This is a genomic window from Desulforapulum autotrophicum HRM2 (genome assembly GCF_000020365.1).
Classification (GTDB): domain Bacteria; phylum Desulfobacterota; class Desulfobacteria; order Desulfobacterales; family Desulfobacteraceae; genus Desulforapulum; species Desulforapulum autotrophicum.
Genome location: NC_012108.1, coordinates 2,244,415 through 2,259,127, shown reverse-complemented (window position 1 = coordinate 2,259,127; position 14,713 = coordinate 2,244,415). Strand labels below are relative to the sequence as shown.

General features: G+C 43.7%; 13 protein-coding genes. 2 read left to right on the top strand and 11 right to left on the bottom strand.

Going from position 1 to position 14,713, the window contains the following annotated elements; genetic code table 11:
* Position 1: 1 nt before the first annotated feature.
* Genes HRM2_RS25150 through HRM2_RS09945 form a run of 3 tightly spaced genes read right to left on the bottom strand, consistent with a single transcriptional unit; the run spans position 2 to position 5,523 of the window.
* The gene (locus HRM2_RS25150) at positions 2–3,229 is read right to left on the bottom strand and encodes a right-handed parallel beta-helix repeat-containing protein (protein ID WP_083776559.1); all 3,228 of its coding nucleotides are present in this window, start codon (positions 3,227–3,229) and stop codon (positions 2–4) included.
* The gene (locus HRM2_RS09950) at positions 3,151–4,239 is read right to left on the bottom strand and encodes a CapA family protein (protein ID WP_015903887.1); all 1,089 of its coding nucleotides are present in this window, start codon (positions 4,237–4,239) and stop codon (positions 3,151–3,153) included. Before HRM2_RS09950 ends, HRM2_RS25150 begins: the two co-directional genes overlap by 79 nt.
* Before the next feature lie 9 nt (positions 4,240–4,248).
* On the bottom strand, positions 4,249–5,523 hold the full coding sequence (locus HRM2_RS09945) for a VanZ family protein (protein WP_015903886.1): 1,275 nt from the start codon (positions 5,521–5,523) through the stop codon (positions 4,249–4,251).
* Between the two features lie 263 nt (positions 5,524–5,786).
* Here HRM2_RS09945 and HRM2_RS27375 point away from each other — a divergent pair, with 263 nt between their 5' ends.
* Positions 5,787–6,128, top strand: coding sequence for a hypothetical protein (locus tag HRM2_RS27375; RefSeq protein WP_232364243.1), 342 nt, complete (start codon positions 5,787–5,789; stop codon positions 6,126–6,128).
* A gap of 166 nt (positions 6,129–6,294) precedes the next feature.
* Here the strand turns inward: HRM2_RS27375 and HRM2_RS09935 are convergent, their stop codons facing one another.
* Entirely contained in the window at positions 6,295–7,224 is a 930-nt protein-coding gene (locus tag HRM2_RS09935; RefSeq protein ID WP_049770432.1) for a TIGR03790 family protein, read from the bottom strand.
* A 102-nt stretch (positions 7,225–7,326) separates the two neighbouring features.
* On the opposite strand from HRM2_RS09935, the gene HRM2_RS09930 reads away from it, so the two are divergent.
* Positions 7,327–8,115, top strand: a complete 789-nt coding sequence (locus tag HRM2_RS09930) for a M55 family metallopeptidase (RefSeq protein ID WP_015903883.1) — start codon at positions 7,327–7,329, stop codon at positions 8,113–8,115.
* Between the two features lie 11 nt (positions 8,116–8,126).
* Here HRM2_RS09930 and HRM2_RS09925 read toward each other — a convergent pair whose 3' ends face one another.
* From HRM2_RS09925 to HRM2_RS09900, 7 genes are read right to left on the bottom strand one after another with little or no spacing between them, the layout of a single operon-like run.
* The gene (locus HRM2_RS09925; RefSeq protein ID WP_015903882.1) at positions 8,127–9,503 is read right to left on the bottom strand and encodes a phenylacetate--CoA ligase family protein; all 1,377 of its coding nucleotides are present in this window, start codon (positions 9,501–9,503) and stop codon (positions 8,127–8,129) included.
* Positions 9,504–9,527: 24 nt separating this feature from the next.
* The gene (locus tag HRM2_RS09920) at positions 9,528–10,532 is read right to left on the bottom strand and encodes a polysaccharide deacetylase family protein (RefSeq protein ID WP_015903881.1); all 1,005 of its coding nucleotides are present in this window, start codon (positions 10,530–10,532) and stop codon (positions 9,528–9,530) included.
* 11 nt (positions 10,533–10,543) lie between these two features.
* The gene (locus HRM2_RS09915; RefSeq protein ID WP_015903880.1) at positions 10,544–11,815 is read right to left on the bottom strand and encodes an ATP-grasp domain-containing protein; all 1,272 of its coding nucleotides are present in this window, start codon (positions 11,813–11,815) and stop codon (positions 10,544–10,546) included.
* Between the two features lie 28 nt (positions 11,816–11,843).
* Positions 11,844–12,134, bottom strand: coding sequence for a type II toxin-antitoxin system RelE/ParE family toxin (locus HRM2_RS09910; protein ID WP_015903879.1), 291 nt, complete (start codon positions 12,132–12,134; stop codon positions 11,844–11,846).
* Positions 12,131–12,370 carry an addiction module protein gene (locus HRM2_RS27055; RefSeq protein ID WP_015903878.1) on the bottom strand — a complete coding sequence of 80 codons (240 nt, stop codon included), beginning with the start codon at positions 12,368–12,370 and terminating at the stop codon, positions 12,131–12,133. Before HRM2_RS27055 ends, HRM2_RS09910 begins: the two co-directional genes overlap by 4 nt.
* A gap of 13 nt (positions 12,371–12,383) precedes the next feature.
* A complete protein-coding gene (locus HRM2_RS09905; RefSeq protein WP_015903877.1) occupies positions 12,384–13,556 on the bottom strand; it encodes a glycosyltransferase in 1,173 nt (390 codons plus the stop codon).
* A 5-nt stretch (positions 13,557–13,561) separates the two neighbouring features.
* Positions 13,562–14,695 carry a glycosyltransferase gene (locus tag HRM2_RS09900; RefSeq protein WP_015903876.1) on the bottom strand — a complete coding sequence of 378 codons (1,134 nt, stop codon included), beginning with the start codon at positions 14,693–14,695 and terminating at the stop codon, positions 13,562–13,564.
* Between the last annotated feature and the right edge of the window lie 18 nt (positions 14,696–14,713).

Below are 14,713 nucleotides of genomic sequence, written 5' to 3'. Positions count from 1 at the left end.
TCTATTTTCGTTTTCTGACAAAACGAATCACCATAATCATAAAAAAAATTGAGAAAAGCCCGCAAATCAAGACCAATTGCTTGTCCACTCCTTTATCTGGAACCGGCAATACCGCCTCTATCCTGGGGATCTCCACATCATCAAAATCTGTTTTAACATGCCAGGGGACATAGGCCCTGGGCCCAACATCTTTAAGCCTGGAGTTTTTAGAATCGATCTTCATCTGGGCCGTTCCAAAATCCTTCAGATCGGGATAAACCCCATAAATTCCCTCAATTTCCCGGGTGGGCAATTTGGGTTTGTCCTGGGAGTTGAACCGATACCAGGCATTGCGTGAAAAAACAAAACTTTTCGGTGCTGTGCGAGGTCCCACATTAAAAAAGGTTCTTATGCGCTCATCAGTAACAACAAGATTTGCCTCAAAATGACCTTTCTGGCTGGGCTTGAAAAGCTTATTTTTTGTCTCCTGAAGAATCCGGCCGACATATTTTTCAGGAAGATAAAAAATATTATGATGAACATGGGTGTCCTGACTTGTCACCCAAGCCACCTGTGCGCTTCCACCAATAAACCGGTTCCCGGCAATTATCACATTTTTTGCCTCATAATCAACCAGCTGTGGTCTAAAATAGGCTGTTCCCGTGCTGCCACCAATATTAATCACCCGTTCACCGCAGTTTATAAAAACAGTTTCCTGAACAAGTATGTTATGTGAGCCCCCCTTGATCTGAATTGCATTCTTGGTTCGGTATCCTGGGGTTCCCAGGAATTGGCAAGCCTGGATAATACCCTGGTGGCACCCAACCAGATCAATACCAGATCCCCCCCACCCTTCAATATGGCAATCTCTGACGATAAAGTCATCCACACCGGACATTTTTATGGCATCATAATTTCCCTTTGGACCAATTTCTTTGATGGAAATATTTTCGATTATAATGTTGTTGGATGGTTCCTCAAGATTACCACCGTCATCCATATTGATTCCATTGCCAGTGAAATCGCTGATGCGTAAATTTTTCAATTTTAGATAGGCCACATTGCTAAGTTTGACGGCTTCTCCTCTGCCACTGAATACCGGCAGATCATCAGGATCCTTACCTGCAATAACAATGGGGTTTCTTTTTGTTCCCTGGAGCCCCCAGGCCCGAAACCCGCCGTTATATATGCCGGGCTCGATGAGAAGTTCATCGCCTGCTTTTAAATCACGAACAGCATCTCTAAGGTCTTTAATATTAGATACAACCTTAACTTTTCTTTCAGCTAAAGGCTCAACATCCGTATTCTTGGACGTTTTATCAGACCTTTCATCATTTCTTTCCACGACATGACACATGACGAGAATTCGATCCTCAGACGAACCATCCGACACATTAAACAAAAGCCTTGTATCACCTTTCTGGCTCAAGTCAGGTTTCCACTGAAAAAGTGAACCCGTCATTTGAGCATTTCCTGGAAGGTTGCGGCATTTAAAAGAAAGCTTATCACCGTCCTTATCCGTGGCAGCCAAATCCATTTGATTATTTTCATCTACATAAACGATACATGCCTTATTTTCTTTAAAAACAGGAGAAGAATTATCGGCCGTAAACTCATAACACCCAGAATCATTTTTTTCAGGGATACGGGAGTGACCTGAAATATCTTTTTCTAATTTTACATTTAACCCAAAATCTATTGCCGGAGAATTATTTAAAATATCAAAGTCAAACAGCCGGGGTTCTTTGTAATATTGAATAGAAACATTTTTAAATTTGGGGTCAGCAAATAAATTATCTCGAACCAGAGGTCTTTCTTTTTCTATTCTTTCCAGTTTATATGCATTTTCACCCACATGAACAACTTCTCTGCCTTTCTGGCGGTAAAATATATTTTTCTCCATGAGCGTTGTCGCGATAAAATTTTCTTGGAAGATGTGAACAGGGTAGCCAAACTGAGTAGAAATGATATTGTTTTTAATTATCGTGCCCAATATATTGAATCTGCCAGAGCTGTCCTTTAAAAGAATTCCGGCATGATCCTTTGGCTCTTCAACGCCTGTTGGGCTGTAATTTCCCACCCAGATGGTGTTATTGAATATATGGTTATTAGAAAAAGCCCCCCCCCATTTGGCATTATAGCCGTATAACTGGATTCCCATCTTGGAATTATTAAAAATCAAATTGTTGCGTACGATGGAATTTGAAGCACCATTTTCAAGGGAAATCCCGCCCCCAGTTTGATTTGAATGGCAGATATTATTTTCAATTATCAGTCGATCAACAATACCATTATGCTGGATACAAAAACGGCCATTATAAACCCTGGCTCCACGATACAGCAAATTGTTTTTAATTAAAATATCACCATTGGGCAAACTATCGTCACTTGTTCCCAAATATATATTATGGGAACTTGTATCATGAATTACGCTGTCTTCAACAACCAGGTTATGAATATTAACCATGGCCCGCACGCCACTTTTTGTATTTTTAACCTCTATGTTCTTTATCTTGATATCATGCACCCGGGTCCAGTCATATTGGGTGGTTCCATTCAGATAGACACCATTTCCGTTTCCAAAATTTGATGGATTATCAAAAATAATGCCCTGGATGTTAATATGAGATCCGCCTTTTATTGATATGGCTGCAGAATTGCCAGAACCCCCACAATCCTCAAACCAAACCGCTTCTCCCGGATAAGCCATGAATGTAACAGGTTCATCTTTCGTTCCATTCATATTCTTCAGGCTGATCTGTTCTCGATAGATTCCACCCCGGTAAATAATTGTATCACCCGGTTTAATTTGGCTGCGAACTTTAGCCCATGAAAAAAAAGGCTTTTGAATATCATCAATCAAACCCGTGTCATCGTTTCCTCTGGAAGAGATATAAATGATGCGCTTGGAACCATATCCTTTACTTTTTAAAAAATTTGTTAAAGACGGGTAACCTTTAAGCACAGAGTCCGGTGTATTGATTGCCGGATCATTATCATCTGCATCAGGCCCTAAAACGTATTCCGTTCCAACACCATACCCATCGCCATCAGCATCGATATAAAAAATGTTATTTCCGGCAATAGCGTACCCAGAGACAAAAAAGAGAATCACCAATTCCAATAGCAGCAACAAAGGGTTTCTTGAAAAAAACATCCTAAAGCCTCTATTCATTGATTCACCCCCTTGGAAATGAGATGAAACAACTTCTTGAAGTCCTTTGGACGTGTCTGTTTCAGCTTTGCCCATTTTAATCGAGAGAGAATCGGCTTAATCGTTCCCACAAAAAAAGCTTCTCTTTTGTATTTTTTTTGTGTAACGCCTTTTTCAAGAAGACGATTCACCTTATTAGTACAATTTCTACCCCAGCGGGTTTTCTCGATTGAAACCAGGTTGCCGTCATCAATCACCGGTATCTGTTCCACATTAAAAACAGAAGTAGAATCCAGTTCAGCCAAAAGGATGCATCCTGTACGCTCAAACTTGTTCCAGGTCAGATACTCTCCATTTTCCCAGTACACGTGACTTGCAATAAAATTACCCAGGGAATACACAACTGGTACGCCATGGTAAAATTCCATACCTTGAAGCACATGGGGGTGATGCCCCAGAACCATGGATGCTCCGGCATTGACAAAAGTATGCGCCTGTTCAATCTGTAGCAACGAAGGAATCCGAAATCTCTCCATGCCCCAGTGGGGTGAAACAATAATATGGTCAACTGTCAATTTCAACGCTTCAATCATTCTGCAAATGGCATCTGTTTTAAGGGGGGCAACGCCACTTGCATCTTCTGTAGCAAAGCTGGAAGGCCCAGTTGAACGATCCACCACGCAAAGAAAGGCAATTTTCAAACCATTGACTTCTATAATAGGAACATTCAGGGCTTCCTCCAGGTTCAGTCCTGCCCCGCACCATTTAATTCCCATTTCTGTAAGCATAGCGCTGAGCTTAAGAAATCCTTCATCAAAACAGTCAAAGGTATGATTGTTACCAAGTGACACGATATCGATGCCGGAATCCTGAAGCGATCTCACCTGATGCTCGGTGGAAAGAACACGCGGTTCAGTAGGAATCATCTTTTTACCAGGAAGCGTACATTCAAGATTGGCAAAAACCACATCACAGGATTTGAACAAACTGACAATTTCAGGGGCGAGTGCTTCAATCCCGCGACCGGGACGATCACTTGACCGCGCAGTCAGCAAAAGGTCCCCGACCGCTGCAAATCGAATTTTTTTGGTATTTTGATTGTTCATATTAAATTTCTATGGACGTTTGATCCATGCGCCCATACTTCCTCCCAATGCAAAACAATAAATATCCGTGGCCGATGGTGTGCGTGACGACAGAAAAAGCTGCCCACCTTCCTGTAGGAGACCAAGGGTAGCACAGAAAATTGCGGCAAACCATATCCCAGTTTTTGGATTCTCAAACCACCTGTATCGTACTCTTAAAACATATACCAGTATTCCCAACAAAAAAAGGCTCTGCATAAAAAGCCTTGCGTGGTTAAGCGTTGCCCCCATGGCATAATCGTACAGGGGTAATAACTTTATGGGGGACGAAAATACATTCTGAATCCGATCCTGATTCCAGGCAAAATCAAATGGAAACCAGGCAAGGTAAAACAGATACAAAAATAAAAAACAGATAGCAATATCCATTTTTTTTCTGACAGACATTCTTTCTTCGAAAGCCCAGCCAGTCAAAACTGCTGCAAGACAACCAGCCCAGCTGGTCATGGGGTTTGCAATATTAAATGATCTGGATACGATAAACCATTTACCCATCTCCAGAAAAAGGGAAAACAATGCCACAAAAAAAGCTGCGTATAAAAACGTTTTAAACTCATTTTTGTGTTTTATGCAACCGGCAAAAAGTAGTGTCAAAAACAAATATACAAAAAATCGCTGAACCAGCCACCAATGCCATGGATGGATTAAAAATCCTTGAACAACATCAAAATGCGAATCTCCAAAACTTTGCCAGACCTGTTTAAGCAACAGTGTGGGCAAATATGGCGAAAACGCATCTGCCATGAGAAGCCCTGCAAATATCAAGACTGCAATAATAACAGGTCTGGATTCCCAACTTTGCCTGAGCCACCGAATTCCACTGATCCATAATGCCTTACCGTAAAGCACACCCATGGCAGAACCAACGCCGCCGCTAATGGTATTCAGACATAAATCAGAAGCACTTGAAATTCTAGAGACAATAAAGGTTTGTGAAAGTTCAACACCAAGGCTGATGATTGAACAGACCATGCCGGATGTTATCATGGACAATAACATCCCCCTGTTATCAAGTCTTAATCGAACAGCAATTATCCACCCCAATGGGACGTACAGAGCAAGGTTACTGACAATATCTGACCCGCTGATACGTGCATCAGGATTCAAGGGCCAATGGTTCAAGAAAGATCCCAAATAGGTAGTAAATTTTTCCGCATCAAATGAAAAATCAAAGGGCATCAGGCTGGCATAGACCAGCAACACAGCATAGGAGAGTCCAACAGTCGATAGAAGTTTCAGGTGCATTTCTACTCACAAAAAAAATTATTGGACATCAAAAGGCGTAATCCACATTTAAAAAATGAAAAGGAGTGATCAAGTGCCAGTGCTTGAAATGTAGGTTTTTTTGACAATATCTTGCCCCCTTTCTAAGCCGAACAAAAGTGCAATAATGCAAGCCTGACCCCATATGAAAGTACGTAATGGGTGTGAGCCAAAACCGCATATCCGAAATTATCGGAAATACCATTTTTGGTAATTTCGATAATTTGCTCTCCCAGGGCCATGTTATGGGATACACTGTAAAAATTTTTCCCGATCCCGAAGGAGACGGAGATTATATTGCTGAGATCGAAGAACTCAAAGGATGCTCCGCATTTGGAAAAACCCCGGAAGAAGCTTTGTGGGAAGTTGAAACTGCAAAACGACTATGGATTGAAACAGCAAAAAAACACGGAAAACCAATTCCAAAACCAAAAATTCAAAAAGCCAATAAACCTAAAAAGAGATTTAATGTGATGTTTCCCGAGTCTCTATTAAAAGATATAGACGAATACAGAGGAAAACACGGATTAAAAAGGTCAGAACTGCTTGCAACTGCTGCTGAAAAGTTTATCTCCTCATCTCGCTAAGGACCGCAGATGAAATAAAGTGACCCGAAATTGCGCAGGACTTTGGCTCATATACAAGGCGCATCAAAGGTGCAATAGCTGACCTATTGGGCCTTTGGTGCAACGAGGTAGATGGGCCAAAGAGCAAGGAATTTCGTTCACTTTATAAAATTTGCGGTCCTAAGGCTCATTGAACCTTAAAAGGCGTGTAAAGGGGATCACCAATCAACACCATCTGCCAGGATAAATATGGCAATGACAAGGTATAACACTCCACCAGGGAAAGGTGCCCTTCAGCCAACAGACCAAAAAACATCTCCGGAACAGGAAAAGATTGTAAATAAGGCTCTCCCACTGGTCCCAATGTGGCAGCAACACCGTTGTCAATCATTTTTTTGCACCATACCTGGCTCTTTTCATTTTTCAGGGTACTGCATTCAGAACTGGCAATATGGTATCCCACTGCTCCCGGTACCCATTTAAATGCGTCGATGTACTGATGATGACTATACCATCCGCAATAAAGGGCCGCATCCGGGCAATCACCCGGCTGAAAAAGCGTTTGATTGTCATCCACCACAACTTTCAACTGTTTTTTATCTCTAAGCCCCCTGGCTGCATGATGGATGGATCTGTCATCAGAATCAAACGAGGAACGATAGTCTTTTTTTGATATGGCCAGAATACGATCTGAAAGTATTTTCAACTCCTTTTGTATCCTCCCACGTTTTTCAGCATCCTTCTTTGGAATTTTCTCCGCTTCTTTGCCCAAAGCATATCGTTTTTCCTTAAGACTCTTTACCAGATTTTTTTGATCCTGGGACATTTCCGGTGGAGAGACTTTAAGGGGAAGCCCATAGGTGGTTACCAGGCAACGTACTTTTTTAAACCCATGGGTTTCATTTAACAAACGACGGACGGGTATAACAACCTTTTGTTGAAACGCTTCCCTGGTACACCATTCTTTATCTGTTATCCACAGTTTGATCAGATTTTCCTCTGGTATGCTGCGTTCTTTCATATAATATTTCGCAATGCCCATGCTTCCAGAGGCATTCATATTGGCTAAAACAACAATTTCGTCAGCACCAAGGGCAAATGCATTTGTTGAAACCAATAAAAGTATTATAAGAATAAATTTACAAACACCTGAAAATCTTCTATTAGACATTATTGATTCCCGTTTTGTTTTGGATTGAATGAATAAAGGAGGGCGCTGATGAAGTTTGTGATAGCGGTTGACTGCGAAGGGCCAGCCTGTGTGGTGGGAAATCCTGGAAAAGCCTTGAGTGCCTCCAGTGATTTTATGTTTGCACGTAAGCAGGCGACTTTTGAAACAAATGCCGCAGCCAGTGCCTTGTTTGATGCAGGTGCCGATCAAGTAATCGTTTGGGACAGCCATGGCCAGGGAATCAATCTGCTAATCGACGATTTGGACCCCCGGTGCCAGATTCTTCTGGGCAAAGGATTTAGAAGCAGATTCCCAGGTCTTGATAAAACCTTTACCGGTGTCCTGATGATTGGCTACCATGCCATGGAGGGAACAAAAGATGCGGTGCTTGCCCACACCTACAGCTCTGACGCCTATAAAAACATCCGTGTAAACGGGCAAACTGTTGGAGAAATGGCACTTGACGCTTCCGTGGCAGGAGAGATGGATGTTCCTCTAATCTTTGTTGCAAGTGATAACCATGGCTGCGATGAAGCCTTAAAATCCATGCCATGGATTGAAACCATTGCCACTAAAATAGGATTGGGCAGGAACTGCGCCCTGAGCAAACATCCCCAAATGGCCCAAGCTGAAATTTATGCAGGGGTTCAGCGTGCAATAAAAAACATCAGTAGAATGGAACCCTTCAGGTTTAATCCCCCCATCCGGGTTGAAATCCAGTTCAAAACAATCCTCCAGTCTTTAAAAGCCATCGTATATCGCCGTCGTGGATGGAAACCTGTGGGCCCCAGGACCATTGAAAAGAAACTGGCCAGTATGCTGGACTGGAACTGTTAGGAAAAGAACTGCTATGAAAAAGATCTATTCCGAAAAAGTTCTTCTGCCACCTTACTGATCACCGGTCTGTATTTCCCGGATGGTGCAGGTTTGATATCATCAACAATCTCTACGATTATCTTGTCATCACTGTTTAATCGTTTCTGCACCTGGACTTTTACCTGGTCCATCCCGTTTTCAGGAAAATTATTATCCACAGCAAGATGAACACATATTTCACCCATTTTTTCCTGAATCACCTGGAATTTCACGATTCCCTTAACTGATCTGGCAATATAGATAAATGAATAGCCCACCACCCATTTGCCCTGGTTGGTAACGATGAATTCAACGGCCCGTCCGCCACTGATTTTAATTGAGGATAAAGACCTACCGCAGGCACACTTTTCATTTGACAGGGTAACAATATCACCCGTGCGATAGCGGATAATGGGAAAGGCCGCCCCCACAATATTGGTGACCACAAGCTCCCCTTCTCCCTTTGTGGGTTCAAGGGTTTCAGGATTGATGGTTTCAAGTATGACCTGCTCATCCATGCAGTGCATGGTCTGGTGTTCGCACTCATGTCCAATCAGGCCGCCCTCCCGCAAGCCAAAGGAATCATAAACCTTCACCCCGAATCCCTGGCTGATGATTTCCCGGTCCACATCCGACAGCATTTCACTGGTTGTCACAATCACATGGAGTCCTGCATCTTTAAGTTTTTTAAGATCCAGCCCCATTTCCTTGCACATGGCAACGGTTAAAACAAAGGTACTTGGATAACCAAAAATACATTTGGGCTTCCAGGCGAGCCAATGCTCAACATATTGCCTGACCCGATCCCTGGTCACTTCAAACCCATTGCTCAACCCATCATTGACCAGCCAGTCTCGAAAATGTTTTAGTTTATCCTGTTTGCTGAGTTCAACGGGAGAACCCCAGTAATACATCTCTTTTTCACCCCTGCGAATGCCAACCCATTCATGGCCCCTCATGCGGGCCGCATTGATGTGGGCTTCCCGGCTGGAAGAGGTATAAAACTCAAGGGCCTCATTGGTGGAACCGCTGGTCCTGACAAGCTGGAGACGTTTCCCCTCCCCCCTCCAGACCATATCCTCCCGCCGTTCACGCAAAGTGTCTTTTTCCAATAGGGGAAAGTGTTTAAGATCCCCAAGAGACCTTATATCACCCGGATGAATCTGGCTTGAATCCATTAATTGTTTCCAATAGGGCGTATGTTCATATGCAATGGCAATTAAGTTTTTCAACCTTTCAACACGCAGTGTTTCAAGCTGATCCTGTGACCACCACTGGGTTTTATTCAGCTCACTGAGGATTTTAAAACTTGGACGGCCCAGAAGCAACTCCTGCAATCGAAAAATATTTCTGGCAATAATAGGAATCATAATCCCCCTTCAAAACAATTTAAGCTAAAAAACATAAAAATTATTCAACCCCTGTATCACTTTCCGGGTCAATGCCCGGATCGGGCGGTTAATGGTGCAGGGTTCAACGGATATCGGTTTATAGCCCCCATTCTCAACCATCTGCCCAAGTTCGCTGAATGTGCGAGCCGGATACGTTTCTCCATGGGTGTTCAGCCATTGACAAAATTTCTCAAACCGCCTGGCTACAATCCTGTTCAGTTTTCCGCCGTTGTATTGTTTATCTTTGACCTTGAACAAACTGAAGCTGTGCAAAATAAGAACCGCATCCCCACCGGCATCACAAATCATTTGAACTGCATCCCGGCATTCTTCAAAGCAGGACCCCATTAAATCCACGGGTTTACTCGGGTACAACCCAGGCCAGTCCGGCTGCTGAAACCCAGACAATGCAACCTCAAGGACATCCCCATACCACTTGGAGCCATTATACCGATCACCGTCAGGAAAAAGGCATTGCCCCCCCACATAGGGAAAGGTATAACTGCTGTCTATCCAGATTCCTGTCTCCGGCAGAACTTTAAGTGTTTGTTCAGATGCCCCCATATTTCCGGCCCGAAAGGCAATGGGTTTTTTACCGGTCCATTGGGTTAAACGGTCAGCCCCTTCATGTATAATCTGCTTTTGCAGTTCAGGAGACAAATCTGCAATTTGATCCGTCTGTTTATAGGGTTTGCCTGACAAATAACACCCATAGTGATAATGGCCCGGGTGGATATGCAACTGAACATCCTGGCCATGGTCCACCAGGTATTGACAGATCGGCTCCGTCTCACCGGGATAGCCGAGCTCATCATTAAACGGCTCCAGGAAAAATGTGGCCTTTATGTCATAACGATTCAGGATATCGCAAATCAAAGGAAGACCATAGGCGTTATCCCCATACTGTCCCATCATACCCCTTGACGGGGGAATGGGTTTCAGGTTGGTCCCCCATGCGCCTCCCATGCTGCACTCCACATCAAAGGTTAAAAATACGCCTGGTTTCATGGTTTTAAGTCCTAATGTTTTGAATTCTGGGATTCAGGATTTCCAATAATGTCATGGCCCTGGGCACCTAATTTCTTACTCATCTGCATGAAATCCACCAGAAACGGTTTTGGATCTCTCCACATAAAAGAATCGTCCTTTGTCCATGGTCCACAATTCCATAAAAACTTAAGTATGGTCATGATTTTTCCAGTTCGTTTTTGACCCGGTGGTAATTGATCCCCTCGAATCATGCCGATCATCCAGTTGGCATCCCCCCCAAGGATTCTGGATCTAAGACCTAATTTATATGGCGTTTTTTTCATCTTCTCGGGCTCAAAATGGCTCTGCCAGAAAAGAAAGGATGTTTGAAAACCAGCCATGATAAGGGTAGGTGTTCCACCAATAAACCGGGGATTGATCTCAAGAAAAATATACTTTCCCGTATCCGGGTCATAGTGAAACTGGAGTCCGCCAAGGCCATCATAACCCACGGCTTTAAAAAGTTTAATGGCATCATTGACAAGATCTTCATGGTGGCAGCTCACCCGCTGGGTTGTCACGCCTCCTGCCAGGGGCATATGGTGTTCTCCAATATAATCCCCCACCATAAAGGGTTCCCCCTCATGCATCATGATCTGAACATGGTCCTCTGCTCCAGGGCAATACTCCTGAACAATAATATTATCCGCATAGGTCTTGACCTGTTCATATACTTGCTGAAGCTCCTCTTCAGTCTCAGCATAGGCCGCTTTCCAGGGAGCCTGCCCCCCCTGGATATTCTGCCTCCTTGTCCTAAAAACAAGGGGTAATTGTAGCGCATCCCTGTTCTCAGGGGCCATCAACTGATCCAGTCGCATCCCCTTGGCAACGGGAACTCCCAATTTCTGACACAGGGACTGCATATAGTCCTTATCCGTTACCTTGTCAAAACATTCCCGGGTTGGTGAAAACAGATGAACATCCGGCTCAAAACGATCCCGTTGGTCAATCAAAACATTATGATAGGTTTCTGCCACGGGCATGATCGAACCCACATCAAGCAGCTTGACCAAGGATTCAATCTCATCTACGAATTCAGGGCTGTTAGTGGGGGATTCCATAACCCAGGCACTGGTTGAATAGCAACTTTGGGCAGGCTGTCCATATTTTGATTTTACAATTGAATGAACTGTTATTCCGTTTTGCGCAAGGCTCCTCACCACCCATAAGCCGACCTGTGTATCACCCACCATGGCAAGGACACTGCGCCTTTTATCAGTTGATTCTTTTTTCTTCTTATTTATCTGCTTAACAGCGTACATATCCCTATTCCTTGCTTTAAATTAAAATCTATAATCTACCTATCCAGTAACGGGGTTTTTGCTTCTGGTGCATAATAGCGGTAATGATAACCTCATCTTCATGAACGGCATAGAGGATGGAATAGGGAAAACGGCGTACCAGTCGCCTTTGTATCCCCAGTTCATTTTTTGGCCATGTTCCTGGGTTCTCGATTATTTCAGCCACTGCTGCTTCAATGATGTCAAGAAAATTTGTGCCAAGTCTTTCAACCTGAACTTCATAATAGGCAGCTGCTTCCATCATTTCTGCTTCGGCCGGTTCAAGAAACCGAAGCTTCATCGAACATCCTGCAGCTTTGCCCGGGAATCATGAAAAACATCTGCTCCAAGCCTTGATTTGATGTTTCCGGCCTTAAATTCCTGAAACCGTCTGGACGCCTCCTTGATCCAGAGTTGCTCCAGATCAAGTTCATCAAGGTCATCAAGGTCATCAATAAGAACCTTGATCAATAAAGCACGTTCCTGCAAAGAAAGGTGCTTTACCTGTTGTTGACACTTTTCTAATGCTGTCGGCATAATTTTCCTCCCGTTATATTTCTTCCCGCCTTGAATATACCACATCTTTAAAAATTTTCTGCACCTCTTCTGCGACCTGATTCCAGGATCGAATCCTGCTTGAATTAACAACATCTTCAGGACTCCACTCATGACTCAGCACATCCGCCATGGCTTTTTCCAGGGGTTCAACCGTCCGGGGGGGGACAATACGACCTGCGTCCGGCACCGGCAGAATATCCCGAACAGCCCCCACATCACTTGCCACGACGGGCGTTCCACAGGCAAGACTCTCAAGCACGGCATTGGGGCACCCCTCACGGTAGGAGGCAAGGACGCTTGCATCTGCCGCACCAAAATACAGGGGAATACGCTCATAGGGCTGGGGCCCTGTCAGGATCAGTTTATCTCCTACCCCGGCTTTATTTGCCAGGGCTTTCAGCTCTTCAGCCGTCCCCCCCTGGGCCGGTCCGCCCACAAGGACAAGGTTGACATCATCGGGAAGTCCAGCAAGGGCCTGAATCACTTCATGGTGGCCTTTTCTGTGGCCAAGATGGGCCACGGTGACCAGCAGTCTTTTGTCCATGGGAAGATCAAGCTTTTGCCTGCACATTCTTTTATCTTTAATCGAAAACACATCTGTATCAACGCCATTTGGAATGATTGTAATTCGATCTTTATCAACTCCAAGTTTTATTGCTTCCCCGGCCATCAGCCCGGACACACTGATAACGGCTGCAGCATTCTTTAATGCATCGGCGCACTGTTTTCGCTGGGAAGAGATTTTAATGCATTCGTATAATTTTCCCCGCAGGGTAATCACATAGGGAATTCCAAGCTCTCGTGCGAGTAAGGATACCCCCACACCATCTGGCCAGACAAAATGTGCATCCAGAATATCTGGTTTCCATTCTTTACATAATTTTAAAAACCAGGTTCTGATTCCCCTTGCGTATAACCGAGCGTCCTTATTTTTAAAAATGCCCGGAGTATAAAAAAACCTGGGCCTGTGAACTTCAAGCCCTTCCCATAGTTCTATTCCGGATTTTTGAACATCTTTATTTATTAAAAAAGGAAACCATGGCACAGGAGAACAGACCTTCAGGTCTTGTATTTTTGCCAATGCCGCAAGACGCTGGAATACAAATATTCCCCAATTTTTATTGGTGGAATTGGGGAAACAATAGGAAAAAGACAAAATTTTCATTTGGTTTAAATCAAACCCTGGTAGGTGCTAAGATAGTTATTAACCATCTGATCTAAACCATATTGGGTTCTAACGAGTTCATTGCCCATTCGGCCAAATTTTTCAATAATACCATTTTTAAACAGGCAACAATGCATGGCTGATGAGAGTTCCTCAGGATTAGCTGCCTCAACCAAGATACCATTTTTACCCATCATTTTGGGAATACCACCTACCCGTGTTGCAATAACAGGGAGACCGGCCATCATTGCTTCAAGTATCACCATGGGCAGGCCTTCACTTCTGCTGGACAGCACAAAAACATCGGCAGCGTTATAAAGCGCATCAGTATCACTACGAAACCCTAAAAATGAAAAACATTGTTTTAAGTTTTCTTTAACCAGAGATTCCTGCAACATCCTGCAGTACGGGCTGTCAGATAGTTTACCGGCAACTGCTACTTTAATTTTTTTCTGTGGATCAGCATCTTTAAGAAGCGCTGTAGCCTGGAGAAGATCTTCAAATCCTTTTTCAGGCCTGGGATTTCCAACTGCCAGGAAAAAAACATCGTCTTTATCAAGACCAAGTTCTGTTCTAACTTTTTGACGAAGCATTCCATTTTTTTTAAAGCCAGGTACGCCATTCGGGATAATCTGGATAAGCTTTTTCCAGTTCAGATACCCCTGATGGCGCTTGCCAACAGCTTCAGAGACTGCAGTGAGGCCAGCAAAAAACCTTGAAAAAAAACGACATCGGTTCTTCAGATCATCAAAACCCTGATATAAAAGGCCATGGGCAGTGAACAGCACAGGCACTTTCCTGAACAGTTTACTTGCCATAACAGCATAGGGTGCACTTGAATAATCATGAATATTAATGATGGATGGTTTAAATTCTCTTAACAGACGCCCTATCGACCAAATGGCCTTTAAATCCCAACCACTGTGACTGCCGATAGCCCTGACCAACACCGGACTGTGTTTAAATTCTTCTGAAAGTTCTCCTGGATTCTGGAGACAGATGACCATGGTGGGAATATTTTTGGACGATAAGCCTTTGGCCAGATGGATGACCAGGCGTTCCATTCCCCCTGCCCTGAGTTCAGAAAGAATAATAACGACTCTTAATTCAGGTTGAATTTTTCTTAGCATCGGACTCATTGACAATTTCAAATTAAA

Bases quoted from the DNA above. Each gene is read 5' to 3' on its own strand.
- HRM2_RS25150 (WP_083776559.1), bottom strand. From the start codon at position 3,229: ATGGGCAAAGCTGAAACAGACACGTCCAAAGGACTTCAAGAAGTTGTT.
- HRM2_RS09950 (WP_015903887.1), bottom strand. From the start codon at position 4,239: ATGAACAATCAAAATACCAAAAAAATTCGATTTGCAGCGGTCGGGGAC.
- HRM2_RS09945 (WP_015903886.1), bottom strand. From the start codon at position 5,523: ATGCACCTGAAACTTCTATCGACTGTTGGACTCTCCTATGCTGTGTTG.
- HRM2_RS27375 (WP_232364243.1), top strand. From the start codon at position 5,787: ATGGGATACACTGTAAAAATTTTTCCCGATCCCGAAGGAGACGGAGAT.
- HRM2_RS09930 (WP_015903883.1), top strand. From the start codon at position 7,327: ATGAAGTTTGTGATAGCGGTTGACTGCGAAGGGCCAGCCTGTGTGGTG.
- HRM2_RS09925 (WP_015903882.1), bottom strand. From the start codon at position 9,503: ATGATTCCTATTATTGCCAGAAATATTTTTCGATTGCAGGAGTTGCTT.
- HRM2_RS09920 (WP_015903881.1), bottom strand. From the start codon at position 10,532: ATGAAACCAGGCGTATTTTTAACCTTTGATGTGGAGTGCAGCATGGGA.
- HRM2_RS09915 (WP_015903880.1), bottom strand. From the start codon at position 11,815: ATGTACGCTGTTAAGCAGATAAATAAGAAGAAAAAAGAATCAACTGAT.
- HRM2_RS09910 (WP_015903879.1), bottom strand. From the start codon at position 12,134: ATGAAGCTTCGGTTTCTTGAACCGGCCGAAGCAGAAATGATGGAAGCA.
- HRM2_RS27055 (WP_015903878.1), bottom strand. From the start codon at position 12,370: ATGCCGACAGCATTAGAAAAGTGTCAACAACAGGTAAAGCACCTTTCT.
- HRM2_RS09905 (WP_015903877.1), bottom strand. From the start codon at position 13,556: ATGAAAATTTTGTCTTTTTCCTATTGTTTCCCCAATTCCACCAATAAA.
- HRM2_RS09900 (WP_015903876.1), bottom strand. From the start codon at position 14,695: ATGAGTCCGATGCTAAGAAAAATTCAACCTGAATTAAGAGTCGTTATT.